This is a genomic window from Streptomyces phaeofaciens (assembly GCF_014648915.1).
In the GTDB taxonomy this organism is placed as follows: domain Bacteria; phylum Actinomycetota; class Actinomycetes; order Streptomycetales; family Streptomycetaceae; genus Streptomyces; species Streptomyces phaeofaciens.
Genome location: NZ_BMSA01000033.1, coordinates 48,627 through 73,112 on the forward strand (window position 1 = coordinate 48,627; position 24,486 = coordinate 73,112).

21 protein-coding genes, 1 tRNA gene and 1 riboswitch are annotated in these 24,486 nt (G+C 72.8%); of the genes, 19 read left to right on the top strand and 3 right to left on the bottom strand.

Annotated features, from left to right (window positions below; translation table 11 throughout):
* Positions 1-206 precede the first annotated feature (206 nt).
* The 6 genes from IE275_RS38315 (at position 207) to IE275_RS38340 (ending at position 8,553) form a co-directional block, all read left to right on the top strand.
* Positions 207-2,324: an alpha-galactosidase gene (locus tag IE275_RS38315; protein WP_189717299.1), complete on the top strand. Its 2,118-nt coding sequence runs from the start codon at positions 207-209 to the stop codon at positions 2,322-2,324.
* A gap of 304 nt (positions 2,325-2,628) precedes the next feature.
* A riboswitch (cyclic di-AMP (ydaO/yuaA leader) is annotated at positions 2,629-2,784 on the top strand.
* Between the two features lie 4 nt (positions 2,785-2,788).
* Positions 2,789-3,832 carry a M23 family metallopeptidase gene (locus tag IE275_RS38320; protein WP_189717300.1) on the top strand — a complete coding sequence of 348 codons (1,044 nt, stop codon included), beginning with the start codon at positions 2,789-2,791 and terminating at the stop codon, positions 3,830-3,832.
* A gap of 262 nt (positions 3,833-4,094) precedes the next feature.
* On the top strand, positions 4,095-6,002 hold the full coding sequence (locus IE275_RS38325) for a rhamnogalacturonan lyase family protein (RefSeq protein WP_189717301.1): 1,908 nt from the start codon (positions 4,095-4,097) through the stop codon (positions 6,000-6,002).
* Positions 5,986-6,693, top strand: coding sequence for a DUF6250 domain-containing protein (locus tag IE275_RS38330; protein WP_189717302.1), 708 nt, complete (start codon positions 5,986-5,988; stop codon positions 6,691-6,693). Before IE275_RS38325 ends, IE275_RS38330 begins: the two co-directional genes overlap by 17 nt.
* A 126-nt stretch (positions 6,694-6,819) precedes the next feature.
* Entirely contained in the window at positions 6,820-7,605 is a 786-nt protein-coding gene (locus tag IE275_RS38335) for an SGNH/GDSL hydrolase family protein (protein ID WP_189717334.1), read from the top strand.
* A gap of 198 nt (positions 7,606-7,803) precedes the next feature.
* The gene (locus IE275_RS38340; RefSeq protein ID WP_189717303.1) at positions 7,804-8,553 is read left to right on the top strand and encodes an SIMPL domain-containing protein; all 750 of its coding nucleotides are present in this window, start codon (positions 7,804-7,806) and stop codon (positions 8,551-8,553) included.
* A gap of 516 nt (positions 8,554-9,069) precedes the next feature.
* On the opposite strand, the gene IE275_RS38345 is transcribed toward IE275_RS38340, so the two are convergent.
* Positions 9,070-9,753, bottom strand: coding sequence for a TetR/AcrR family transcriptional regulator (locus IE275_RS38345; RefSeq protein ID WP_229871034.1), 684 nt, complete (start codon positions 9,751-9,753; stop codon positions 9,070-9,072).
* A gap of 40 nt (positions 9,754-9,793) precedes the next feature.
* Positions 9,794-10,993: a Glu/Leu/Phe/Val dehydrogenase dimerization domain-containing protein gene (locus IE275_RS38350; RefSeq protein WP_189717304.1), complete on the bottom strand. Its 1,200-nt coding sequence runs from the start codon at positions 10,991-10,993 to the stop codon at positions 9,794-9,796.
* A gap of 164 nt (positions 10,994-11,157) precedes the next feature.
* Here IE275_RS38350 and IE275_RS38355 point away from each other — a divergent pair, with 164 nt between their 5' ends.
* The 13 genes from IE275_RS38355 (at position 11,158) to IE275_RS38415 (ending at position 22,736) form a co-directional block, all read left to right on the top strand.
* Positions 11,158-12,390 (top strand): MBL fold metallo-hydrolase, encoded by a 1,233-nt coding sequence (locus IE275_RS38355; protein ID WP_189717305.1) that lies wholly within the window; start codon positions 11,158-11,160, stop codon positions 12,388-12,390.
* Positions 12,391-12,744: 354 nt separating this feature from the next.
* Entirely contained in the window at positions 12,745-15,468 is a 2,724-nt protein-coding gene (locus IE275_RS38360) for a sensor histidine kinase (RefSeq protein ID WP_189717306.1), read from the top strand.
* Positions 15,469-15,530: 62 nt separating this feature from the next.
* Complete coding sequence (locus IE275_RS38365; RefSeq protein WP_189717307.1) at positions 15,531-15,965, top strand: roadblock/LC7 domain-containing protein; 435 nt, start codon at positions 15,531-15,533, stop codon at positions 15,963-15,965.
* A gap of 2 nt (positions 15,966-15,967) precedes the next feature.
* A complete protein-coding gene (locus tag IE275_RS38370) occupies positions 15,968-16,339 on the top strand; it encodes a DUF742 domain-containing protein (RefSeq protein WP_189717308.1) in 372 nt (123 codons plus the stop codon).
* The gene (locus IE275_RS38375) at positions 16,317-16,943 is read left to right on the top strand and encodes a GTP-binding protein (protein ID WP_189717309.1); all 627 of its coding nucleotides are present in this window, start codon (positions 16,317-16,319) and stop codon (positions 16,941-16,943) included. Before IE275_RS38370 ends, IE275_RS38375 begins: the two co-directional genes overlap by 23 nt.
* 64 nt (positions 16,944-17,007) lie before the next feature.
* Positions 17,008-17,580, top strand: a complete 573-nt coding sequence (locus tag IE275_RS38380) for a GAF domain-containing protein (RefSeq protein ID WP_189717310.1) — start codon at positions 17,008-17,010, stop codon at positions 17,578-17,580.
* 145 nt (positions 17,581-17,725) lie between these two features.
* A complete protein-coding gene (tdh, locus tag IE275_RS38385; protein ID WP_189717311.1) occupies positions 17,726-18,754 on the top strand; it encodes an L-threonine 3-dehydrogenase in 1,029 nt (342 codons plus the stop codon).
* Between the two features lie 36 nt (positions 18,755-18,790).
* Positions 18,791-19,984: a glycine C-acetyltransferase gene (locus tag IE275_RS38390; protein WP_189717312.1), complete on the top strand. Its 1,194-nt coding sequence runs from the start codon at positions 18,791-18,793 to the stop codon at positions 19,982-19,984.
* 130 nt (positions 19,985-20,114) lie between these two features.
* Entirely contained in the window at positions 20,115-21,017 is a 903-nt protein-coding gene (locus IE275_RS38395; protein ID WP_189717313.1) for a LysR family transcriptional regulator, read from the top strand.
* Between the two features lie 46 nt (positions 21,018-21,063).
* Positions 21,064-21,645: a helix-turn-helix domain-containing protein gene (locus tag IE275_RS38400; protein ID WP_189717314.1), complete on the top strand. Its 582-nt coding sequence runs from the start codon at positions 21,064-21,066 to the stop codon at positions 21,643-21,645.
* A complete protein-coding gene (locus IE275_RS38405) occupies positions 21,642-22,172 on the top strand; it encodes a GNAT family N-acetyltransferase (RefSeq protein ID WP_189717315.1) in 531 nt (176 codons plus the stop codon). Before IE275_RS38400 ends, IE275_RS38405 begins: the two co-directional genes overlap by 4 nt.
* A gap of 30 nt (positions 22,173-22,202) precedes the next feature.
* A complete protein-coding gene (locus tag IE275_RS38410; protein ID WP_189717316.1) occupies positions 22,203-22,562 on the top strand; it encodes an MmcQ/YjbR family DNA-binding protein in 360 nt (119 codons plus the stop codon).
* A 100-nt stretch (positions 22,563-22,662) separates the two neighbouring features.
* A tRNA-Pro gene (locus IE275_RS38415) sits at positions 22,663-22,736 on the top strand.
* 200 nt (positions 22,737-22,936) lie between these two features.
* On the opposite strand, the gene IE275_RS38420 is transcribed toward IE275_RS38415, so the two are convergent.
* Positions 22,937-24,352, bottom strand: coding sequence for an MFS transporter (locus IE275_RS38420; RefSeq protein WP_189717317.1), 1,416 nt, complete (start codon positions 24,350-24,352; stop codon positions 22,937-22,939).
* Between the last annotated feature and the right edge of the window lie 134 nt (positions 24,353-24,486).

Consider the following 24,486-nt stretch of genomic DNA (forward strand, 5'->3'; position numbering starts at 1 on the left):
TCGGGCTCCGCCGGCGCGGCTCGTGATGACCGACGGGACGCCTCCTCGACCATACGACATGGATTCCTCGGGCAACGGGTTGTCCACAGCCGGGCGAATCCGCCGTCTGCGCAGGTGACGAGTTGTCCAGGGGCGTTGCCCGGAGGCCCTCCCGCACTCGATTATGTTGATGCTTGATCGTACCTGTTCGAATCAGTGGGGGTTTGATGCCCGAGACCGTGAAGCCCGAGGCCCTGAAGCCCGAGATCGTGAAGCCCGAGATCGCCGAGGGCGGCCGCACCTGGCTCCTTTCGGGGCCCACGAGCAGCTATGCCCTCCACCTCACCGAGGCCGACGAGCTGATCCACCTGCACTGGGGGCCGAGGATCGCGCTCGCCGACGCCGAGGCCCTCGCCGGCGTCCCGCTCGAAGGCCGCGCCTCGTTCGAGTCCCACCTCGACGGCCGCGAGGAGTACCCGGCCGAGGGTGGCCCCCGCTTCGTACGCCCCGCCCTGTCCGTGCGCACCGCCGGGCGGCGCGGCACCGAGTGGACCTTCGAGGCGTACGAGAGCGACGGCGACGAGCTGCGGCTGCGGTTCGGGGACGCGGGGCTGACGGTCGTCCTGCACTACCGGATGCGCGGCGACGTCGTGGAGCGCTGGGTGACCCTGTGCAACGACGGCGACGAGCCCCAGGAGCTGCTGCGCGCGGACTCCGCCACCTGGACCCTGCCCGAGCGCGACGGCTGGCGGCTGTCCCAGCTGCACGGCCGCTGGGCCGCCGAGTCCCGGCTGGTCCGGGCCCCCCTCGCCTACGGGGAGAAGGTCATCGGCAGCCGCCGCGGCCACACCGGCCATCAGCACCTGCCCTGGGTCGCCCTCGACACCGACGCGACCGAGGAGCGCGGCGAGGTCTACGGCTGCGCCCTCGGCTGGTCCGGCTCCTGGCGGATCGCCGTCGCGCAACTCCCGGACGCGCGGGTGCAGATCACCGGCGGCGCCGGCTACGACGACTCCGGCCTGCTGCGGCTCGCGGCGGGTGAGTCCTTCACCGCACCCCTCTTCGCCGGCCTGTGGAGCGACGGCGGTTTCGGCGGCGCCAGCCGCGCCTGGCACGCCTACCAGCGCGCCCACGTCGTCCCGGACGCCGAGCAGGACCGGCCGGTGCTGTTCAACTCCTGGGAGGCCACCTTCTTCGACATCTCCGAGGAGCAGCAGGCCACCCTGGCCCGGCGGGCCGCGGAGATCGGCGTCGAGCTGTTCGTCGTCGACGACGGCTGGTTCGGGGCCCGCACCAGCGACCGGGCCGGACTCGGCGACTGGCGGCCCAACCCCGACCGCTTCCCGCACGGTCTGAAGCCGCTCGCCGACCAGGTGCACGCCCTCGGGATGCAGTTCGGCATCTGGGTCGAGCCCGAGATGGTCAACCCGGACAGCGAGCTGTACCGGGCGCACCCCGACTGGGTGCAGTTCCAAACGGGACGAAAGCGGACGGAATTCCGTAATCAGCTCATGCTCAACCTGGCGCGCGAGGATGTCCAGGAGTACCTCTGGGAGCAGCTCGACGGGCTCCTCTCCAGCGCCCCCGTCGACTACGTCAAGTGGGACTTCAACCGCTGCTTCACCGACGCGGGCTGGCCGGACGACCCCTACCCGCAGCGCCTGTGGGTCGACCACGTCCGGGCCCTGTACGCCCTGCTGGACCGGCTGCGGGCGGCGCACCCCGGTGTCGCCTTCGAGTCCTGCTCGGGCGGCGGCGGACGCATCGACCTCGGCGTGCTGAGCCGTACCGACCAGGTGTGGACCTCCGACAACACCGACCCGCTGGACCGGCTCGACATCCAGCACGGCTTCACTCAGATCCACCCCGCCCGCGTGATGGCCGCCTGGGTCACCGACAGTCCGAACACGCAGCTCAACGGGCGGGTCAGCTCGCTGCGCTTCCGGTTCGTGAGTGCCATGGCCGGGGTGCTCGGCGTCGGCGGGGACCTCTCCGAGTGGAGTGCGGAGGAGCTGGCCGAGGCCCGGCGATGGGTGGACCTCTACAAGGAGATCCGGCCGGTCGTGCAGCACGGCGACCTTTACCGGCTGCGGCCCCCGGCGGGCGGGCTGAGCGCCGTGCAGTACGTCCGCGGCGACGAGACCGTCGTCCTCGCCTGGCTCCAGGCGCAGCGCTTCGGTGAGCCCGTCCCGGCGCTGCGGCTGCGCGGCCTCGACCCGACGGCGTCATACGAATGTCGCGAAACGGGAGAAATCCATCGGGGTGCGGTGCTGCTGCACCACGGGCTGCGCACCGGACTGCGGGGCGACCTCGATGCGGCGGTTGTCCGGCTGCGTCGCATCTGAGTGTTCTGTCCGAATTGGATGCTTCATTACAACTCGCTCTGGAATAAAGGATCCTGGAGCGCGGTCGGGTGAGCAGCGTCATATCGGTGACCGTGCGTCGCCCGTCATGTCCACGTAATTCGCATGCTTTTCCGGGGTGTTAGGTGGGAAAAGGCGCTTTCGGAATACGGAGCGTCACCGGGATATTTCACAGCGGATCAAGAGAAAGGCCCCAGCGGCACAACCTCTGCTTGTCCCTGTGCGTCGTGGTCGCCTACGTTCCAGACCAATCCGGACGGACGCCCAATCCTGCCGCCGTCCGGGGACCGCACACCCACCCGAACGGCAGGAGCGGGGGACCCACAGGTAGAAACGCCTGTTCCGGTCCCGGAACAGGCTTGGGGTAAAGCCGTGCCTCGGCACGACCGGACATCTCCAGTCCGCACCCGACAGCTCACCTCGCAGGCGCCGGAGAGGAATTCGCCATGCCCGCGAAGGGTAAGCACCGCCGTCCGAAGCCCCAGCGCTTCACCCGCTCCATAGCCGTCGCCGGAACCGGCGGAGCCGCGCTCGCCCTCCCGCTCATGGGGGCCACCGGCGCCCACGCGGCCACCGCCCAGTCCGTTTCTCAGTCGGCCGCCCAGTCCGTTTCCGGGTCCGCCGTGAACGCGGTCTCGGCGTCCGTTCCGGAAAAGGCCGCGGAATCGGTTCCGGTGGCGCACAAGTCGGCCACGACGAGCAGCAGGACCTACACCGTGCGGTCCGGCGACTACCTCTCGAAGATCGCCGACGAGCAGAGTGTCAGCGGCGGCTGGCAGCGGCTGTACCAGGACAACCGGGCGGCCGTCGGCACCGACCCGTCGCTGATCCACCCGGGCCTGAAGCTGTCGATCGGCAAGAAGGCCACGACCGGTTCGTCCTCGTCCGGTGCGACCGGCTCGACCGGCTCCTCCTCGTCCGCCAAGTCGTCGGGTTCGTCCGCGAAGTCCTCGCAGCCCTCGCAGTCCTCCCGGTCGTCGCAGTCGTCGAAGGCCGCGCAGTCGTCGGAGGCCTCGAAGCCCTCCACCTCCGCCGAGTCCTCGAGCGCGAACACGACCACCCCGGCCGCCCAGAGCTCCAGCGGCTTCAGCCTGCCCGTGGCCAGTGGCGCCGTCGGCACCCCGTACCACCTGTCGGGCAGCATGTGGTCCAGCGGCTACCACACCGGTGTCGACTTCGTCGTCCCGACCGGCACCTCCCTCAAGGCCGTGGCCGCGGGCACCGTCGTCTCCGCGGGCTGGGGCGGCGCGTACGGCAACCAGGTCGTCATCAGGCTCAACGACGGCCACTACGCGCAGTACGCCCACCTGTCCTCGCTCTCCGTCTCGGCGGGCCAGACCGTGTCCGCGGGCCAGCAGGTCGGCCTCTCCGGCGCGACCGGCAACGTGACCGGCCCGCACCTGCACTTCGAGATCCGCACCACGCCGAACTACGGCTCGGACGTGGACCCGGTCGCCTACCTCCGCTCGCACGGCGTCTCGGTCGGCTGATCCTCCGCTCCACCCCTGCCCGACACCTGCCTGACACGCCACCGAAGGCCGGACCCCGATCCCCGGGTCCGGCCTTCGGTGTGTCCGCGGGGCTCGGCGGGGGGCGTCGGTGGGGGAGTGTGTGCGACGGTGCGCGTTCATGATCGTTTCATTGCGGTCGTATGGCATCCCTTCCCGCACCGTCGACAGGCCGGTCAAGGTGAGGACACAGTGATCCCCGTCAGGGAGCAAGCGCTTTCTGCCCCTCGCCTACGGAGGTCCCGTGCCCCTTTCCGCCCCACGCCGAAGAACGGTCGCCGTCACCGCCGCCGCCCTGCTGGCCGGACTGGTCTCCGCGCCGGCCGGACATGCCGCCGCCGACCCGCCGCGCCGGGTCGTCGAGAACCTCGACCGCGGCCTGGTCGCCGTACCGTCCGCGAGCGGCGGCACCTTCCTGAGCTGGCGCCTGCTGGGCACCGAGTACGCCCGGTACGGCGACGCGATCGCCTTCGACGTGTACAAGAACGGCCGGCGCCTGAACCGGACACCGGTGCGCCGGTCGACGACCTATCGGGACACCACCCCCGGCACCGGCACGTACACCGTGCGCGCGATCGTCGACGGCAAGGAGCGCGGGCCGAGTTCCCCCGCCCTGGACCTCGCCCACGGCTACGCGCAGATCCCGCTGGCCGCCGCCGACGGCTACACCGTGCAGCACGCCTGGCCCGGCGACCTCGACGGCGACGGACGGTACGAACTCGTCGTCAGCCGGCTCTCCGGGACCCGTGACCGGCCCGACCTGCTGGAGGCGTACACCCTCACCGGCGCACGGCTCTGGCGGGTCGACCTCGGCCCCGGCTCCTACACCCAGGCCGGCGGCAACGGCGCCAACGACCCGGCTCCCGCCGCGATCAGCGGCTCCACCGCGATCGGCGGCTACCGCAACGACGACAACGTCACCGTCTACGACCTCGACTCCGACGGCCGCGCAGAAGTGCTGGCGCACACCGCCGCCGGGACCACCTTCGCCGACGGCTCCCAGGTCACCGCCGCCTCGCCCGCGAACCAGTTCGTGTCGGTGATCGACGGCGCCACCGGCACCGAGCGGACCCGGCAGCCCGTCCCCGACGACTTCGTCGCCGACGGCCCCTCCGGCGGCCACTTCGGCATCGCCCACCTCGACGGCGAACACCCGAGCCTGGTCACCAAGCTGGTCACCCGGGTCGGGGCCAGGCGCGGCGCGTTCCGGGTCCTGTTCCAGACCTGGGACTTCAACGGCACCGATCTCACCCGCCGTTGGAAGTACGTCGTGGACCCGGCGACCGGAGCGACCGGCTTCCACCAGATCCGCACCGTCGACGTCGACGGGGACGGCAAGGACGAGATCGCCGACGGCAACTACGTCGTGAACAGCGACGGCACGCTGCGCTACGTCGTCGACCGGGCCATCCACGGCGACCGTTTCGACATCGCCGACCTCGACCCCGACCGGCCCGGCCTGGAGGGCTTCGCCATCCAGCAGTCCGAGCTCGGCATCGTCTCCGCGTTCCCCTGGTACTACTACGACGCCGACACCGGCGAGCGGCTGGTGACGGGCGCGCACCCGACGAGCCCCGTGAGCGACGCCGACCTCGACACCGGCCGCGGCAACGCCGCGGACATCGACCCGGACCACCGCGGTTACGAGTACTGGACGTCCACCGCCGACGTGACCCGGCCCGGCGCGGGCGTCTTCAACGTCCAGGACGGCAAGGTCTCCACCACCACTCCCAGCGTCAACTTCCGTATCTGGTGGGACGGTGACAAGGCGTCAGAACTTCTCGACTTCACCCGCGTCGAGAAGTGGGACCCGGCCACCGAGACCAGTACGACGGTCTTCGATCCGCCGGGCGTCGTCTCCGGAGCCCGCAACGCCACCCCGTTCTACGGCGACGTCCTCGGTGACTGGCGCGAGGAGATCCTCGCCGAGACCGCCGACCACACCGCCCTGCGCCTCTACACCACCACCGAGCCGACCGGCACGCGTCTCTACACCCTCGCCCAGAACCCCGCCCACCGCCTCGGCTGGACCGTGCGCGGCTATCTCCAGTCGACGTACACCGACTACTACCTCGGCACCGAGACCCGCCGCGTTTCCAGGCCCGCGATCACCCTTCCCGAAGGAGCACACCGACGTGACGACCACGCGTAGAGCATTCGGAGCCCTCGCCGCCGGCGCCGCCCTGACCGCCCTCGCCCCGGCAGGCCCCGCGAGCGCCGCGCCCCACCACCGCCGGCTGATCGCCCGCGACGACTTCCGCCGCGGCCTCGGACAGTGGGCCGTCGAGCTGGAGCGGGGCGGGACCGTCACGGCCTCGCGCGGGACGCTGGAGGTCGACGTGCCCGCCGGTGCGACGATCTGGTTCAGGAAGCGGCTCGAAGGGCCCTACGTCATCGAGTACACCGCCACCCCCGTCTCCGCGGGCGGGGTCAACGACCGGGTCTCGGACCTCAACAACTTCTGGAACGCCGTCGACGTACGCTCCCCGGACGACCTCTTCGCCACCCCGCGCGGCGGCGCGCTCGCCGAGTACGACTACCTGAAGACCTACTACGTCGGCTACGGCGCCAACACCAACACCACCACCCGACTGCGCCGCTACGTCGGCCAGGCGGGGGTGCGGCCGCTGCTCTACGACTACACGGAGCCGCTGCTGGTCGCCAACGAGCCGAACCGGGTCCGGATCGTCTCCGACGGCTCGACGGTGCGGTGGTGGAACAACGGGCGGCTCGTCTTCGACCACCGCGACCCGGAGCCGTACACCGGCGGGCACTTCGCGTTCCGCACCACCTGGAGCCACTTCCGGATCAACGGTTTCCGGGCCTGGTCCCTTATTCCCTGATTGGCAAACTCTTTAGGAGTGGCTTATCTCACCGCCCGTCAACCCCTTCCTACGGTCGCGTAAGTCACATTCGAAGGTGAATCATGATCTGCCGTGGCAGACGATTCGAAGAATGACAACAGATCAGTGATCGGGTCGTACGTGGCGGTGGGGGACAGCTTCACCGAGGGCGTCGGCGACCCTGGCCCCGACGGGGCGTTCGTCGGCTGGGCCGACCGGTTCGCGGTACTCCTCGCGGACCGCCGGCCCGAGGGCGACTTCCGATACGCGAACCTGGCCGTGCGCGGCAAACTGCTCGACCAGGTCATGGAGGACCAGCTTCCGCAAGCGGTCGAACTCGCCCCCGACCTTGTCTCCTTCTGCGCGGGCGGCAACGACATCATCCGGCCCGGCACCGACCCGGACGAGGTCGCCGAGCGCTTCGAGCGCGCCGTCGCGGCGCTGACCGCCGTGTCCGGCACGGTCCTGGTGACCACCGGCTTCGACACCCGTGGCGTCCCCGTGCTCAAGCACCTGCGCGGCAAGATCGCCACCTACAACGGGCACGTCCGCGCCATCGCCGACCGGTACGGCTGCCCGGTGCTCGACCTGTGGTCCCTGCGGTCCGTGCAGGACCGCCGGGCCTGGGACGGCGACCGCCTCCACCTCTCCCCGGAGGGACACACGCGTGTGGCGCTCCGGGCCGGGCAGGTCCTCGGCCTCGAGGTGCCCGCCGACCCGGAGCAGTCCTGGCCGGCGCTCCCGCCGCGCGGCACCCTCGAGGTGCGCAGGGACGATGTCCACTGGGCGCGCGAGTACCTGGTGCCGTGGATCGGACGCCGGCTGCGGGGGGAGTCCTCGGGCGACCATGTGACCGCCAAGGGCAGGCTGTCCCCCGAGGACATCCGGATGCGGATCCGGTCGGTCGCCTGAGCCGGTGCCGGCCTCGCCCCGACGGGGCGGGTGCCGGTCTCCGGCAGGACCGGACGGGGTGGCCGGCCGCGGTGTCGTGCGGCCGGCCGCTCCACCAGTGAGGTGATCGGACGGGAGTGGTGCGCGGGCGCGCGCGGGTCCGGGTGCTGGGATGACCGCACACCCTCCCCGTCCGCCCCTTCGAAGGACCGGTTCCGCATGCGCCCCACCCGTACGCCCGTCGCCGCGGCCCTCGTCTCCCTCCTCGCCCTCGGGCTGCCGGCCGTCGCCGCGCCCGCCGCGACCGCGCTGCCCGCCCATCCCGCCGCGTCGCGCGTCGCCCCCACCCCGGCCACCGTCACCGTGACCGGCGAGGGCAGCGCCACCGCCCATCCGGACCTCGCGGTCGTCGCCGCGGCCGTGGAGGCGTCCGGCCCGACCTCGCAGGCGGCGCTCGACGCGCAGAACAAGGCGGCGGCCGCGCTGCTGTCCGCCGTCCGCGCCCAGGGCGTCGCCGAACGGGACGTCCGCACGGACCACCTCTCCCTCCACCCCGTCTACGACGAGGCCGGCGGCAGCTCCCGGCTGAAGGGCTACCAGGCCGCGCAGGCCTTCTCCGTGAAGGTCCGTGAGGTGGAGCGGACCGGCGCGGTGCTCCAGGCCGTCACCGACGCCACCGGCGCCGCGGGCCGGATCTCCTCCGTGGTCTTCGAGGTCTCCGACCCCGTGCCGCTCCAGGCCCGCGCGCGGGAGGCCGCGCACGACGACGCCCGCGCCAGGGCCGAGCAGTTCGCCCGCCTCAGCGGGCAGGAGCTGGGCCGGCTGGTCTCGCTCAGCGAGGACTCCGTGGGCTACCCGCGCCCGATGTCCCAGGCCTCGGACATCTCCGCCGCCGCCGGCGGCGTGCCGGTCGCGCCGGGCGAGATCCGGGCGACGGTGACGGTGACGGCCGTCTACGAACTGATCTGACCGTCGGGCCGGCGTACGCGGACGTGCCGGGCCCCAGGCCCGCCCACCGAGCCTCCGGCATGATCCGCCGGGGAACGGCCCCGGGATCGGCACCGGGGGCGTGGCGCGCTGCCCGGCTCTACCTGCCGGGCAAGGGGCCCGCCTTGCCGGTCGGGGCCACGCCGTCGGTCGGGGCTGCGCCGTCGGGCAGGGCAACGCCGTCGGTCGGGGCCACGCCGTCGGGCAGGGGGCCCACTACGCCGGTCAGGTTGCGCCGCCGGGCCGGAGACACCCAAGCCGGTCAGGCCCGTGCCGCCGGTCGGGGCCCGCCGTTTCGGTCAGGCCCGTGCCGCCGGTCGGGGGCCCGCCGTGTCGGTCAGGGCCAGGCAGCCGGGCCGGAGGCCCACCGAGCTGGACAGGTCCTACGCCGTCGGTCAGGCCGACGCCGCTGGTCCGGGGGCCGCCGTGCCGGACAGGCGCACGCCGGCGATCGGGGGCCCGCCATGCCGGTCAGGCCCGCACCGCCCGGCCGGAGGCCTACGCGCCAGGCCGTGGCCGGTCGTCGGTCCGGGAGAGTGGCCGGGAGGCCGGACCCGCCGCCCGGCGCTCCTTGGTGTTCAACGTGCCCGGTGCCAGGTCGAGTTCGCGGGCCAGGGCCTCGTCGACCCACTCCTGGGCACGGGCCCGGGACACCGCTCCGGCGTAGGACGTCAGCTGCACGGCGAAGCCGTCGAGCAGCGCGGTCAGCCGCAGGGCCGTGGCCGTCGGCTCCGGGCAGCGGAACTCGCCGGCCGCCACGCCCTCCGCTATCACCTCGGTGAGCGCGGCCTTCCACTCCCGGTCGAGGTCCCGGGCGACCTCCCGCAGCGCGGGCTCGCGCAGCGACACCGCCCAGCCCTCGATCCACAGCCGCCAGCCCTTGGCCTGGCCCGTGGGCGCGTACCAGCGGACCGCCGAGCGCAGCCGGCGCAGCGCGCTCGTCCGGCGGCCGAGCAGCTTGCGCAGATGCGCCAGGTCGTCCTCGGCGGCATGCGCGAACGCGGCCGCGACCAGCTTCTCCTTGGTCGAGAAGTGGTAGAGGACCAGCGCGTTGCTGACACCGAGGGCCGCGGCCACGTCGGCGATCCTGACCGCCGCCACGCCCCGCGCCTCGATCTGCCCGATGGCGGCCCGCAGCAGCTCCTCGCGCCGCTCGGCCACACTCAACCGCACCCTCGCCACGCCGTCACCCTACACAGCGGCCGCGACCTGCGCCGATGCCTCAGCGGTGGCGGCCGAACCGCTCCTTGATCATCGTCAGCCGCTCCTCGGCGACGGCGTGCGCGGCGGCCCGGGGCGTGCCGCCGTCCGCCTCCGCGCGCGCCAGCACCAGCTCCACCAGGGTCCGCATCGCGCGGCGGGTGTACGCGAAGGCCTCGTCGGCGTCCGCGCCGATGTCGCCGAACAGCGTCCACCACCACCAGGCGTTCGTCCCGGAGTTCACCACGACGTCCGGCAGGACGCTCACCCCGCGCGCGTGCAGCAGCGCCTCCGCCTCGGGCAGGACCGGCATGTTGGCCGCCTCGGCGATCCACCGGGCGCCGATCCGCTCCTGCTCCTCGACCCCGATCGCGTACGACACGGCCGCCGGCACCAGCACCTCCGCCTCCGCCGACAGCCAGGCGTCGCCCGGCAGCTCACGGTCCCCGGGCCGCAGCACCGACCGGTCCACGGCTCCGTGGCCGTCCCGCGCGGCGAGCAGTGCCTCCACGTCGAGGCCGGCCGGGTTGGCGATCGTGCCCTTGACGTCGGCGACGGCCACGACCGACAGGCCCGCGCGCGTGAGGAAGCGTGCGGTGGCCCCGCCCATGGTGCCCAGGCCCTGGAGCGAGACCCGCGTCCCGGTGTACGGCACCCCGGCCCGGTCCAGTGCGGTCAGCACGGCCTCGGCGACCCCGCAGCCGCCGGCCAGCTCGTCCAGCCCGATGCCGTCCACCTCGACGGCGAAGGCGTCCGCGAGCCGCGCGCGAGCCGTCGTCTCGTCGTCGAGCAGCGGGTACACGGCCTGCACGGAGGACACCAGCCCCGCCTCGGCGGCCGCCCGGTCCACCAGGTCCTGGGTCAGCCCCAGGTCCTCACCGGTGGTCCAGCAGCTCTCCACGTACGGCCGCACCGCGCGCAGGTACCGCACGAGCAGCCCGTACGCCTGCGGGTCCCGCGGATCGCAGTCGATGCCGCCCTTGGCGCCGCCCAGCGGGACGTAGCGGGCCCGCGGGTCGTAGTGCAGCGCCTCCTTGAGGCTCATGCCGCGGGCGAGCCCGGTGACCTCCTCCAGGGTGCAGCCCTCGCGCATCCGCAGACCGCCGCTGCACACCCCGCGCACCAGCCGGTCCACGACCAGGAACCCCTGGCGGCCGGTGAGGTCGTCGGTCCAGGTGAGGGACACGAACGGGGCGGCGGTCTGGCGGACCGGGGTGGTCATGGGGACTCCTCGTCCGAGGCATTTTACTGAACAGCGAGTCAGTATCGGGAGCCCGGCGGTGGCCTGTCAACGCGGAGCTGACGGCCGCCGCGACCGGGGTGCCGCGGCGTTGTCGCAGGGGGCGACCATAATGGAATGCCTCAGCGACTCCACCTGGAGGTACCGTGTCCGGTTTCCGTTCCCTGCGCTCCGGGCTCCGCGCGCTGCAGCCCGAGGCCTTCGGCGCGGACCCGAGCGGTGAGCGCATGGCGCGCATCCGCAGATCGCCCCACTTCAAGGACGGCGTCTTCCAGAACCCCGGCGGCCCCGCGCGGACCCGCCCCTCGGGTTCGGCGCTCGACTTCGCCAAGGTCTTCTTCGACAAGGACGAACGGCCCCGCCGTTCCCCCGCGGGCACGGTGCCGGTGCACCCCACCACCCTCGCCGATCTGGCCGGGCCGCCCGCCACGGGCCTGCGGCTGACCTGGATGGGCCACTCCAGTGTGCTCGCCGAGATCGACGGGCAGCGCGTGCTCTTCGACCCGGTCTGGGGCGACCGCTGCTCACCGTTCGCCTTCGCGGGACCCAAGCGGCTGCACCCGGTTCCGCTGCCGCTGGCCGCGCTGGGTCCGGTCGACGTCGTCGTCATCTCCCACGACCACTACGACCACCTCGACATGCCCACGATCAAGGCGCTGGCCGGTACGGACACCCTGTTCGCCGTGCCGCTCGGTGTCGGCGCCCACCTGGAGCACTGGGGTGTGTCCGCCGACCGGCTGCGCGAGCTGGACTGGCACGAGGCGACCAAGGTCGGCGGGCTCACCCTCACCGCGACCCCGGCCCGCCACTTCTGCGGCCGCGGCCTGCGCAACACCCAGCACACCCTCTGGGCCTCCTGGGTCGTCGAGGGTGAGCGGCACCGGATCTACCACAGCGGTGACACCGGCTACTTCGAGGGCTTCAAGGAGATCGGCGCCGACCACGGCCCGTTCGACGCGACGATGATCCAGATCGGTGCGTACTCCGACTTCTGGCCCGACATCCACATGACGCCCGAGGAGGGCGTGCGCGCCCATCTCGACCTTCAGGGCGGTGAGCCGACCGGGGTCCTGCTGCCGATCCACTGGGGCACCTTCAACCTCGCCACGCACGCGTGGGTGGAGCCGGGCGAGGGCACGCTGGCCGCCGCGCGGGCCGCGGGGGCGCCGGTCGCCCTGCCTCGGCCGGGGCAGCCGTTCGAGCCCGGCGGGGAGGACGTTCCGGCGCAGCCGTGGTGGCGGGACGCGGCACACGCCCCGGCGGGTGGCTGGCAGGCGCCGACCGAGGCCTCGGTCAAGGCCAAAGCCGATACCGAGCGTGACATTGCGAAGGGTGCCCCCGAGGACGGCGAGGCGCCGGAGGTGGTTCCGGCGAGCTGACCGGGACCGGCGGTACGGAATGGCGAGGGCCGGGGAGTCAAGGACTCTCCGGCCCTCGCCGTCCGTTCCGGAACATCTCTGACCAGCTCTGATCGGTTTCTTTCCAAGCTGGGCGCCGAGGGTGGTCGCGGTATCGGTCTGTCGTGCGAAGGCTCATACCAGAGCGGGACGCTGCACGGGGGACTTTGTCAACTGCCCACCGCACCTGATGCGTTGGCGACTACTGTGAGTGTCCGTCGGGCAACGAGGGGCCGAATTCTTCGGCCCTCGCGACCGACACCGCGATGGCGCATGCCCGGGCCGCGCACCCTGCGCGAGCCACCAGGCCCGACGGACCCCAGTACGAGGACACCGATGTCTCACCTCCGCGCACCGGCCGTACGCGCAGACCGCCGTGAGGGCGGGCGGCACGGGCGGCCCGCCGCCCGCACGGTACCCGCGACGGCCGAGACACACATACGGCCCCAGCTGCTGCGACTCGCCGTGCTCCCGCCGACCGCGGTCGCCCTGAGCGCCTGCGCGGCCGTGCTGTTCACCGTGCGCTCCACCGGCGCCCGCCCCAGCGCCACCCTGTGGGCGGTCCTGGCCGGAGCGGTCGCGGTGACCGGGGTGGGGATCGTGGTCGCCGCCGTGGCCGCCGACCGCGCCGCCCGCTCCGTCAGCGACCGCGTCGCCGCCCTGCGCCGGCACAGCGCGCGCGGCGAGGCCGACCTGCGCGCACTCATCGACGCGCTGCGCCGCGGAGAGACGCCGCCCCCGCGCAAGACACGCGGCGGGCCGCCCGGTGACGCCGACGAGTTCGAGCTGCTCGCCGCCGACCTCGCCCGCGCGCACGACGGGGCCGTCGGCGCCGTCGTCCAGGCCTCCCAGCTGTCCAGCCACGCCGGGAGCGAACAGAAGCTGGAGGTCTTCGTCAACCTCGCCCGACGGCTTCAGTCGCTCGTGCACCGCGAGATCTCCATCCTCGACGAGCTGGAGAACGAGATCGAGGACCCGGCCCTGCTCAAGGGGCTGTTCCACGTCGACCACCTCGCCACCCGCATCCGCCGGCACGCCGAGAACCTCGCGGTGCTCGGCGGGGCGGTGTCCCGGAGGCAGTGGAGCAACCCCGTCTCCATGACCGAGGTGCTGCGCTCGGCCATCGCCGAGGTCGAGCAGTACTCACGGGTCAGGCTGGTCCCGCCGATCGACGGCGAACTGCGCGGACACGCCGTGGCCGACGTCATCCACCTGCTCGCCGAGCTCGTCGAGAACGCCACGGTGTTCTCCGCGCCGCACACCCAGGTGCTGCTGCGCGCCAACCTCGTCACCTCCGGGCTCGCCGTCGAGGTCGAGGACCGCGGGCTCGGCATGCCCGTCGACGAGCAGAGCCGGATGAACGCCCTGCTCGCCGACCCCGACCAGGTCAACGTCGGCCGCCTCCTGGCCGACGGCCGCATCGGCCTGTTCGTGGTGTCCCAGCTGGCCCGCCGGCACGGCATCCGGGTCCGGTTGCAGAACAACATCTACGGCGGGGTCCAGGCGGTGCTCGTCGTACCGCAGGACCTGCTCGGCCCGGCGCCCGGACTCGCCGTCCCGCAGGGGCGGGAGAACACCGGCGGCGGGGCGCCGCACCCGCGGTCGACCGAGACGCCGGCCCATGGCGTACCCGGCGTCGACCGGGTGCCGTCCGCCACGGGGGCGGGCGACACCACCGGCGGTGCACGGCACGCCGTCGCGCCCCGGCGCGAAGAGAGCGTGAACGGGTCGGGCACGGGAGCACGACCCGTTGTCGCGGCGGGGGCACCGCGCCCGCCGGAGCGGCGCACAGCCCCCGCCGGGCACCGGTCGCCCCACCAGCCCCAGCTCCCCGCCTCGCGGCCCGACCCGGCCGGCACCGCCGCCCGGTTGCCGCGCAGGGACCGGCCGGTGACGCCCGCACCGGGCACCGCGGCGACGGCGGCGACCGCGTCCGGCCGGGGGCCCGCTCCCCGTACCGGCGGACCGGACGACCCGGCCGCCACCGCGGGGGTCCCGCACCGGGACGCCCGGCCCGGATCCGGGAGGCCCGGGGGCGACGGTCCCGTGGAGCCGTCCGCCCTCTCGTCCCCGTCGGCCCGGCACGATCCGGCGTCCTCGAACGAGCGGGGGGCGACCCCGCTGCCCGTGCGGGGCGCGTACCCGGAGCGGGCCAATCCGGCGGAGGCGGTGCCGGGCATCCGGCCCGCCGACCGGCCCGTCGTCGAGGGCAACGCCGGCATCGTGCCCGTCCCGCGGAGCGGTGCGGTGCGCGGCACCATGGGCAAGCCCCAGCTGCCCCGCCGCCGTGCCCAGGAGCACATCGCGCCCCAGCTGCGCGGCGGACCGGCACCCCGGCAGGACGACGAACAGCCCGTCGGCCACGACCCCGGGCTGATGGCCGCCTTCCAGCGGGGCATCGGTCTCGCCGAGGCCCAGCAGAGCCTGGAGGCGGAGGGCATGGAGTCGGGGTCGTTCCCCGCCTGGGAGGCCCTGGAGCACAGTTCGTACCCGGTCTCCGACGCCCTGGAAGCGGTCCTGCGGACGGCGTCGAACCCGGCACCGACGCCCCCGTCCCCGGCCGGGCACCCGGCACCGGACGCCCCCTCCACCCCGGCGGCCCGGCGACCCATGACGGACGACCTCTCCGCCCGCGCCCGCCGCTCCACGGCGGACGACCTCTCCACCCCGGCCCCCCGGCCCGCCTCGGACGGCCCCGCGCACCCGGCCCGTACCCCCGCGCCGGACAGTCCCTCGACGCCCGCCCGCACCCCCGTGCCGGACGGACGCCCGGCCCCGTCCTTCCTCACCCCGTCGCCGTTCAGGGACGTACCCACCACGCCGACGTACTCCAGGGACGTACCCACCACGCCGACGTACTCCAGGGACGTGTCCACCACCCCGACGTACTCCAGGGACGTACCCACCACCCCGACGTCCCCCATATCCGAGGCGACGCCCTCGCACGCGCCCGTGTCCCCCCGGGCCCACGGCGTGCGCGACGGGCTGGCCGCACCGGGAGACGGTGCCGGCACCGACCACCCCACCCCTCGGCACGACGGGAGCGCATCCGCCGGATGACCAGCGTGATCACCCCCACCCGCGCTTCCGCAGACCTTCGTACCCCAAGGAGTCGATCCACCATGGCGAGCGACGCGCCGACCGGCCAGGTATCCGATCTCGACTGGCTGATGAGCGGTCTCGTGCAGCGCGTACCGCACACCACGAGCGCCGTGCTGCTCTCGTGCGACGGACTCGTGAAGTCGGTGCACGGCCTCGATCCCGACAGCGCCGACCACATGGCGGCCCTGGCCTCGGGCCTCTACTCCCTCGGCCGCAGCGCGGGCGTCCGCTTCGGGGACGGCGGGGACGTCAGGCAGGTCGTCGTCGAGCTCGACTCGACCCTGCTGTTCGTCACCACCGCCGGCTCCGGGACCTGTCTCGCCGTGCTGGCCGGCCGCGAGGCCGACGCCGCCGTACTCGGCTACGAGATGTCCATGCTGGTCAAGAGCGTCCGGCCGTATCTGATGACCGCGCCCCGGCAGCACGCCGTCGAACCGTCGGTGACGGGACCTTGAGAGTGGCGGCAGCCGGCGACGGGCCCTGGCTCGACGACGCGGCCGGACGCCTGGTGCGCCCGTTCACGGTCAGCAACGGCCGGACCGAACCCAGCGTCGCCCTGGACCTGATGTCCCAGGTGATGGCCACCGGAGTGACTCCCCTCGGCTACCTCGGCCCCGAGCACGCGCAGGCCCTCGACCTGTGCCGCGCTCCCGTCCCGGTCGCCGAGGTGGCCGCTCACCTGAAGCTGCCGGCGGTGGTCACCAAGGTGCTGCTGTCGGACCTCGTGGACTGCGGGGCCGTGACCACCAAGCCCCCCGAGTTCCACCACAACCCCACCGACCGGGCCCTACTGGAGGCAGTGCTCGATGGACTACGACGACAGCTCTGAGAGCGACGCGTACGACGGCCCCGACCCCTTTCCGACCGCGCTGAAGATCCTCGTCGCGGGCGGCTTCGGAGTCGGCAAGACGACGTTCGTCGGCGCCGTGAGCGAGATCGCACCGCTCAGCACCGAGGAGCTGCTCACCACGGTCGGCGCCGCGACCGACAACCTCGACGGCATCGAGAACAAGGTCGAGACGACCGTCGCCATGGACTTCGGCCGGATCACCCTGGACCCGCGGCACGTCCTGTACCTGTTCGGCACGCCCGGACAGGAACGGTTCTGGTTCATGTGGGACGAGCTGTCCGAGGGCGCCCTCGGCGCCGTCATCCTCGCCGACACCCGCCGTCTGGAGGAGTGCTTCGCGGCGGTCGACTTCTTCGAGGAACGAGGCCTCGGCTTCATCATCGCCATCAACGAGTTCGACGGCGCCCACCGGTACAGCCCCGACGAGGTGCGCGCCGCCATCGATCTGGACCCCGGCGTCCCCGTGGTGCGCTGCGACGCCCGGATCTCCGCCTCCGGCGTCCAGACCCTGCTCACCCTGGTCCGCCACCTCATCGCCCACACCCCCGCGGCGCCCCAGCCCAGCCGCGGCGCCCATATGTGACCCCCCCTGTCCCCGACCCACCGGAGCCGCACATGCCACACGCCCACAGCGACGGAGACCGGCGATGAGCTACGACCCGCCGCGCCCGGCCGGTCGGCTGCTGCTCACGCCGGAGGACAGAGACGCTCCCGCCCGCACCCGGAGGCTGCGCCGACTCGGCCTCGGGGAACAGCCGGAGCCCGCCCTCGACGCCTTCGCGGACCGTCTCGCCGAGCTGACCGGCGCGCCGTACGCCATGGTCAACTTCCTCGACGAGGAACGGCAGTTCTTCGCCGGACTGCACACCCCGGAAGGGGGCCGCGCCGCCCGCGGCGGCAAGCCCGCGGTGGGCCGCCGGCTGAGCCGGGAGTACGGCTACTGCCCGCACGTCGTCGTCCGGCGCAAGGCGCTGGTCCTGGAGGACGTCGGCGACTACCCGCGGTTCGCCTGCAACCCGCTGGTCGACGAGTACGGCATCCGCTCCTACCTCGGCGCCCCGCTGATCGACTCGGCGGGCCTGGTCCTCGGCACGGTGTGCGTCGCCGACCTCGCGCCCCGGGCCTGGGGGAAGGCCGGGCTGGAGACCATCAAGGCCACGGCCGCCGACCTCGCCGTACGACTCCAGGGGCGGACGCCGGCCGCCGGGGCGGGTGCTTAAGGAAAGCTGACGCGGCGCTTAAGAAAAGCTCGATGGACCGGGGTGGGCGGAATGCGGCAGATTGCTGTTCGCATCCACACCCCTTCCCCTGACGCGGGGCGCTTCGGCCTGCCCGCGCCCGGGAACTCACCACAGGAGCCGCAGCTTGAAGGCGCTGGTCAAGGAGAAGGCGGAGCCCGGGCTGTGGCTCACGGACGTCCCGGAGCCCACGGTCGGACCCGGCGACGTACTGATCAAGGTCCTGCGGACCGGCATCTGCGGCACCGACCTGCACATCCGGGCCTGGGACGGCTGGGCGCAGCAGGCGATCCGCACCCCGCTGGTGCTCGGGCACGAATTCGTCGGCGAGGTCGTCGGGACCGGGCGGGACGTCGCCGACATCGCGGTCGGCGACCGGGTGAGCGGCGAGGGCCACCTCGTCTGCGGCAAGTGCCGCAACTGTCTCGCCGGGCGCCGCCACCTGTGCCGGGCCACGGTCGGGCTCGGTGTCGGGCGGGACGGGGCGTTCGCCGAGTACGTGGCGCTGCCCGCGTCCAACGTCTGGGTGCACCGGGTGCCGGTGGATCTCGACGTCGCCGCGATCTTCGACCCGTTCGGCAACGCCGTGCACACCGCCCTGTCCTTCCCGCTGGTCGGCGAGGACGTCCTGATCACCGGTGCCGGGCCGATCGGCCTCATGGCCGCCGCCGTCGCCCGGCACGCGGGCGCCCGCCATGTCATGATCACCGACGTGAGCGAGGAGCGGCTGGAGCTGGCCCGCAAGATCGGGGTGAGCCTCGCCCTGAACGTCTCGCGGGGGTCCGTCGCCGACGGACAGCGCGAGCTGGGCCTGCGCGAGGGCTTCGACATCGGCCTGGAGATGTCCGGCCGGCCCGAGGCCATGCGCGACATGATCGCCAACATGACGCACGGCGGCCGGATCGCCATGCTCGGCCTGCCCGCCGAGGAGTTCCCGGTCGACTGGGCCCGGATCGTCACCTCGATGATCACGATCAAGGGCATCTACGGCCGCGAGATGTTCGAGACCTGGTACGCGATGTCGGTCCTCCTGGAGGGCGGCCTCGACCTCGCCCCCGTGATCACCGGCCGGTACGACCACCGCGACTTCGAGGCGGCGTTCGCCGACGCGGCGAGCGGCCGCGGCGGCAAGGTCATCCTCGACTGGACCGCGTAACTCCCTTTCGGCGAAGGCACTTTAGGAGCTTCTCCCATGTTCGACTCCGTGCGCGACGACCTGCGCGCCACCCTCGACGAGATCCGCGCCGCCGGTCTGCACAAGCCCGAGCGCGTCATCGGCACCCCGCAGTCCGCGACCGTCGCCGTCACCGCGGGCGGCCGTCCCGGCGAGGTCCTCAACTTCTGTGCGAACAACTACCTCGGCCTCGCCGACCACCCCGAGGTGATCGCGGCCGCCCACGAGGCGCTGGACCGCTGGGGCTACGGCATGGCGTCCGTGCGCTTCATCTGCGGGACGCAGGAGGTGCACAAGGAGCTGGAGGCGCGGCTCTCCGGCTTCCTCGGCCAGGAGGACACGATCCTGTACTCCTCCTGCTTCGACGCCAACGGCGGTGTCTTCGAGACGCTGCTCGGCCCCGAGGACGCGGTGATCTCGGACGCCCTGAACCACGCCTCGATCATCGACGGCATCCGGCTGTCCAAGGCCCGCCGCTTCCGTTACGCCAACCGTGACCTCGCCGACCTGGAAGCCCAGCTGAAGGAGGCGTCGGACGCGCGACGCCGGCTGATCGTCACCGACGGCGTGTTCTCCATGGACGGCTACGTGGCCCCGCTGCGTGAGATCTGCGACCTCGCCGACCGCTACGACGCGATGGTCATGGTCGACGACTCCCACGCGGTCGGCTTCGTCGGCCCCGGCGGCCGCGGCACCCCCGAGCTGCACGGCGTCATGGACCGCGTCGACATCATCACCGGCACCCTGGGCAAGGCGCTCGGCGGCGCCTCCGGCGGCTATGTCGCCGCCCGCGCCGAGATCGTCGCCCTGCTGCGCCAGCGCTCGCGCCCGTACCTGTTCTCCAACACGCTGGCCCCGGTGATCGCGGCGGCCTCCCTGAAGGTCATCGACCTGCTGGAGTCGGCGGACGACCTGCGGGTGCGGCTCGCCGAGAACACCGCGCTCTTCCGCCGCCGGATGACCGAGGAGGGCTTCGAGATCCTCCCCGGCGACCACGCCATCGCGCCCGTCATGATCGGTGACGCGACGAAGGCGGGCCGGCTGGCCGAGCTGCTGCTGGAGCGCGGGGTGTACGTGATCGGCTTCTCCTACCCGGTCGTCCCGCAGGGCCAGGCCCGGATCCGCGTCCAGCTGTCCGCCGCCCACTCCACCGAGGACGTCGACCGCGCGGTGGACGCCTTCGTGGCGGCCCGCGCGGAGCTGGAGGGCTGAGCGGCGCGGTAGGACTGAGCGGAGCCGGAGGGCTGAGCGGGCCCCGGGAATCGCGGGTCCTTCGAGGCCCGCGAGGCCCGCGGGAACCGAGTGGCCCGGACGGCCCCGACATATTGCGATAATCGATCCCATGATCGAAGCGCGGCGGCTCCACATCCTCCGTGCGGTGGCCGACCACCGCACCGTGACGGCGGCGGCCGCCGCGCTGTATCTCACCCCCTCCGCCGTCTCCCAGCAGCTCTCCGCCCTGGAGCAGGAGACCGGCCACCGCCTGGTGGAACGCAGCGCCAAGGGCGTACGGCTCACCCCGGCCGGCGAGATCCTGCTCGCCCACACCCATGTGGTCCTCGCCCAGCTGGAGCGGGCGGAGGCGGAACTGGCCGCCTACGGCTCGGGGGAGGCCGGCACGGTCACCGTCGCCGCCTTCGCGACCGGTATCGCCCTGGTCGTCGCCCCCGCGGTGGCCCGGCTCGCCCGGACCGCGCCGGGGATAAGGATCCGCGTCCAGGACGCCGAGGGCGATGCGAGCCTGCCGATGGTCCTGGACCGGCAGGTCGACGTCGCCGTGGCCGTGGAGTACCGCGGGGCCCCGGCCGCCGACGACCCCCGGCTCGCGCACATCCCGCTGTACGCCGAGCCGTTCGACGCCGTCGTCCCGGTCACCCACCGCCTCGCCGACGCCCCCGAGGTGCCGCTGGCGGAGCTGGCCAAGGACTCGTGGATCGGCCCCTATCCCGGCAACCCCTGCCATGACGTGGTGGTCCTGGCCTGCGAGAACGCCGGATTCCAGCCCAGGCTCGAACACTCGTCGGACGACTTCCGCGCGGTCGTCGCGCTCGCCTCCGCCGACGCGGGCGTGGCGCTCGTGCCGCGCTCGGCGCTGCGCGGCATGGACCTCACCGGAGTGGTCGTCCGCCCGATAGACGGGGCGGCCCCCACCCGCCGGGTCTTCGCGGCCGTCCGGCGGGGCGCGGAAGAGCATCCGCTGATCCGTCCTGTGCTGGACGCGCTCGGCGAGGTGGCCCGTGCGTGAGATGCGCGTAACCTCGCTGTTTCATATACGGGATAACGTCCCGGATATGAAACACGTCGAAGAGGCGGTGCCGGACGCCGTCGACATCAGGCTGGCCGCCCGGCTGGCCGCCCTGCGGGCCGAACACGGCTGGTCCCTCGGGGGGCTGGCGGAGCGCAGCGGCATCAGCCGCTCCACACTCTCCCGGGCCGAGCGCGCCGAGATCAGCCCCACCGCCGCGCTGCTCAACCGCCTGTGCCAGGTCTACGGACGCACCATGTCCCGGCTGCTCAGCGAGGTCGAGGGCGAGCCCGCCCCGCTGCTGCGCGCCGACGAGCAGCCCGTCTGGGAGGACAGGGCCTCCGGATTCGTCCGGCGCTCGGTGTCCCCGCCGCACCCCGCGTTCCGCGGCGAGCTGGTCGAGGGGCGGCTCGCCGCGGGCGCCGACATCGCCTACGACCGGCCGCCCGTGCCCGGTCTCGAACAGCACATCTGGGTCCTGGAGGGCGCCCTGGAGGTCACCGCCCAGGACGTCCGGCACCGTCTCGGCGCCGGCGACTGCCTGCGGCTGCGGGTGTGGGGGCCGACCCGGTTCCGGTGTGCGGACGACATCGAGGCGCGGTACGTGCTGGCGGTGGTGCTGCCATGACGGCCGTCCGTCTCGACGCCGCCCGGCTGCTCGACCGTGCGCAGGGGCTCGCCGATCTGCTGGTGGACACGGTGGCCGGCGGCGCCTCGATCGGCTTCCTCGCCCCCCTCGACCGCGCCGAGGCCGTCGCCTGGTGGCGGGAGCGGGCCGACGCGGTGGCCGCGGGACACCTCGCCGTCTGGGCGGCCCATGACGGCGGCCGGGTCGTCGGGACCGTCAGCCTGGCCTTCCCCGGCAAACCCAACAGCCGCCACCGGGCCGAGCTGGTCAAACTGATGGTCCACCACGACATGCGCGGCCAGGGCCTCGGCCGCCGTCTCCTGGACACCGCCGAGCGGGCCGCCGTCGCCGCCGGGGTCACCCTGCTCCACCTGGACACCGAGACCGACAGCCCCGCCGAGCGCCTCTACCGCGCCACCGGCTGGACCCGGGCCGGGGTGATCCCCGCGTACGCGGCGAGCCCGCAGGGCGTCCTCCGGCCGACCAGCCTCTACTACAAGCAGATCGCCCGCATCGACCTGGGATGACTGTCAGTGGCAGCGGCTACCGTGCGAAGCATGCCCGACGCCGAAGACGTACGCCGTATCGCCCTGTCCCTGCCGGACACCACGGAGAAGATCGCCTGGAGCATGCCCACGTTCCGGGTCGCGGGGAAGATGTTCGCCACCCTCCCGGAGGACGAGACGTCCCTCGCGGTGCGCTGCCCCAAGGAGGAGCGCGACGAACTGGTGCTCGCCGAGCCCGCGAAGTTCTGGATCGCGGACCACGAGGCCCAGTTCGCCTGGGTGCGGGCGCGGCTGGCGGCCGTCGAGGACGAGGACGAGCTGCGCGACATCCTCGCCGACTCCTGGCGGCAGGCGGCCTCGACCCGGCTGCTGGAGGCGTACCCGGAGCTGGGCCTGCCGACGGGGGAGTGAGGCCGGCCGGCCCCGACAAACGGGTGCGCGACCACCGACCCGAGTGCGGTATTGTTTCCATGCGCGTTCGGCCAGGGGAAATCCCAGGTCAGACGGGCAACGGGACGTGGCGCAGCTTGGTAGCGCACTTGACTGGGGGTCAAGGGGTCGCAGGTTCAAATCCTGTCGTCCCGACTTTACGAAGTCGCAGGTCAGGGGCCGTTTCAGAGAGATCTGAAACGGCCCCTCGATCATTCTCCGGGTTCATCCGGGGGCCGGCCCACCTGATCGCGTTGAAGCGCACCTCGACCCGGCCGAAGTGCGCCAAAAGGTCGGGGACTCGGTCGCAACGCCCCCTGGATTCCGCCATGTTCACCTCGGGCGGGCCCGACCCGTCACGATCCCGGCTTCGAGGTGAACGCGGGCGCCTCCCTGCCGCCTGCCGGTGTGCCTCCGCGGTGTCGCAGCGCCCACAACGCGACGGGGGCCCCGGCCCCGACCAGCGCCGACGCCACACACAGACCGGCCTGGTAGCCGGAGAGAAAGGCGTCCGCGTCGTCGGCCCCGGCCGCGGCCGCGGCCCGGTCCACGAACGACACGATGGCGCCCACCAGCCCGATCCCGACGACTCCGGACGCCTCACGGACGGCGCTGAACAATCCGGCCGCGATTCCGGAGAGGTGATCGGGTGCGGATTCCAGGGCTCGGGTGGTCATCGGAATGGCGAGGGCGGAGCCGAAGCCGATGGCCGAAAGGCCGGGCAGAATAGGGACAAGGCTTCCTCCGGAACTGCCCAGCGCGGCCATCAGCAACCCCAGACCGACCAGGAGCAGACCCGCGGCGGTCATCCGGCCGTCTCCCCAGCGGCGCGCCATACGGGCGATGAACGGGGTGGTGACGATCAGGGAAAGGGCCACGGGAATGAATGCCAGACCGGCCGGCGTCGGGGCGAGACCGAGGCCGTTCTGAAGAAACTGGGACGTGAAGAAAAAGACTCCGCTCACGCTCAGACCCCACAGCAGCTGAGTGAGGATTCCGCCGACGAAAGGGCGTTGCCGGAAGAGGAGTCGCAGTACCGTGTTCCGGCGCGATGTCAGTTCGTAGGAAAGGCCGGCGGCCGATACGGCGATGATTCCCGCTGCCGTGGCGAAGCGCATGCTGCCGAAACCCTGCTCAGGACCTTCGATCAGGCAGTAGGCGAGGGCCGCCAGCGAGCAACAGGCCAGTGCGACGACGCGGAGCGAGAGCGTGGCCGAGGGGGTGGACGCGGCGCGGGGCGAGGGTCCGGGCCGGGGGACGAGGAAGCCGACGAGGAGACTGGCGCAGCCCAGCGGCATGTTCATGGCGAACACGGATTCCCAGCCCAGGTGCTGGGTCATGACGCCGGAGACCACGGGGCCGCAGGCCAGCGCGGTGGCCAGCACCGCGGTGGTGGCGCTGAACGCCGCGTTGCGCGCGCGAGGCGGCAGATCGTGCGACAGGATCGCCAGCGCGGCCGGCAGGATCAGCGCAGCGCCCGCTCCCTGGAGCCCCCGGCAGGCGATCAGCGCCGTCCCCGAGGGCGCCGTACTGCACCCGACCGACGCGAGGGTGAACAGGGCGACCCCGAGCGAGAGCGTCGCACGCCGCCCGACGGTGTCCGCCAGATGCCCGCCCAGCAGCAGAAGGCTGGCGAGGGTGAGAGGGTAAATGGCCGCAACCCATTTGAGATCGGCCTCGCTCAAGGCGAGTTCGGCCTGGATCCGGGGCAGGGCCACATTGACGACCGTGTTGTCCAGGGCCGTCATGAAGGACGGCACCAGTACGGCCACGAGGATTGCGAGGACACGCAGTCGGCTCACGATACCTGCCTTGAGCGGCGCGGACGGTGGGAGGAGGCCGCCACGTTTCTGCGCGCCCTTTCTTCTCACTCTGCCTCGCGTGCATGGCGGGCGCGACTTCCGGA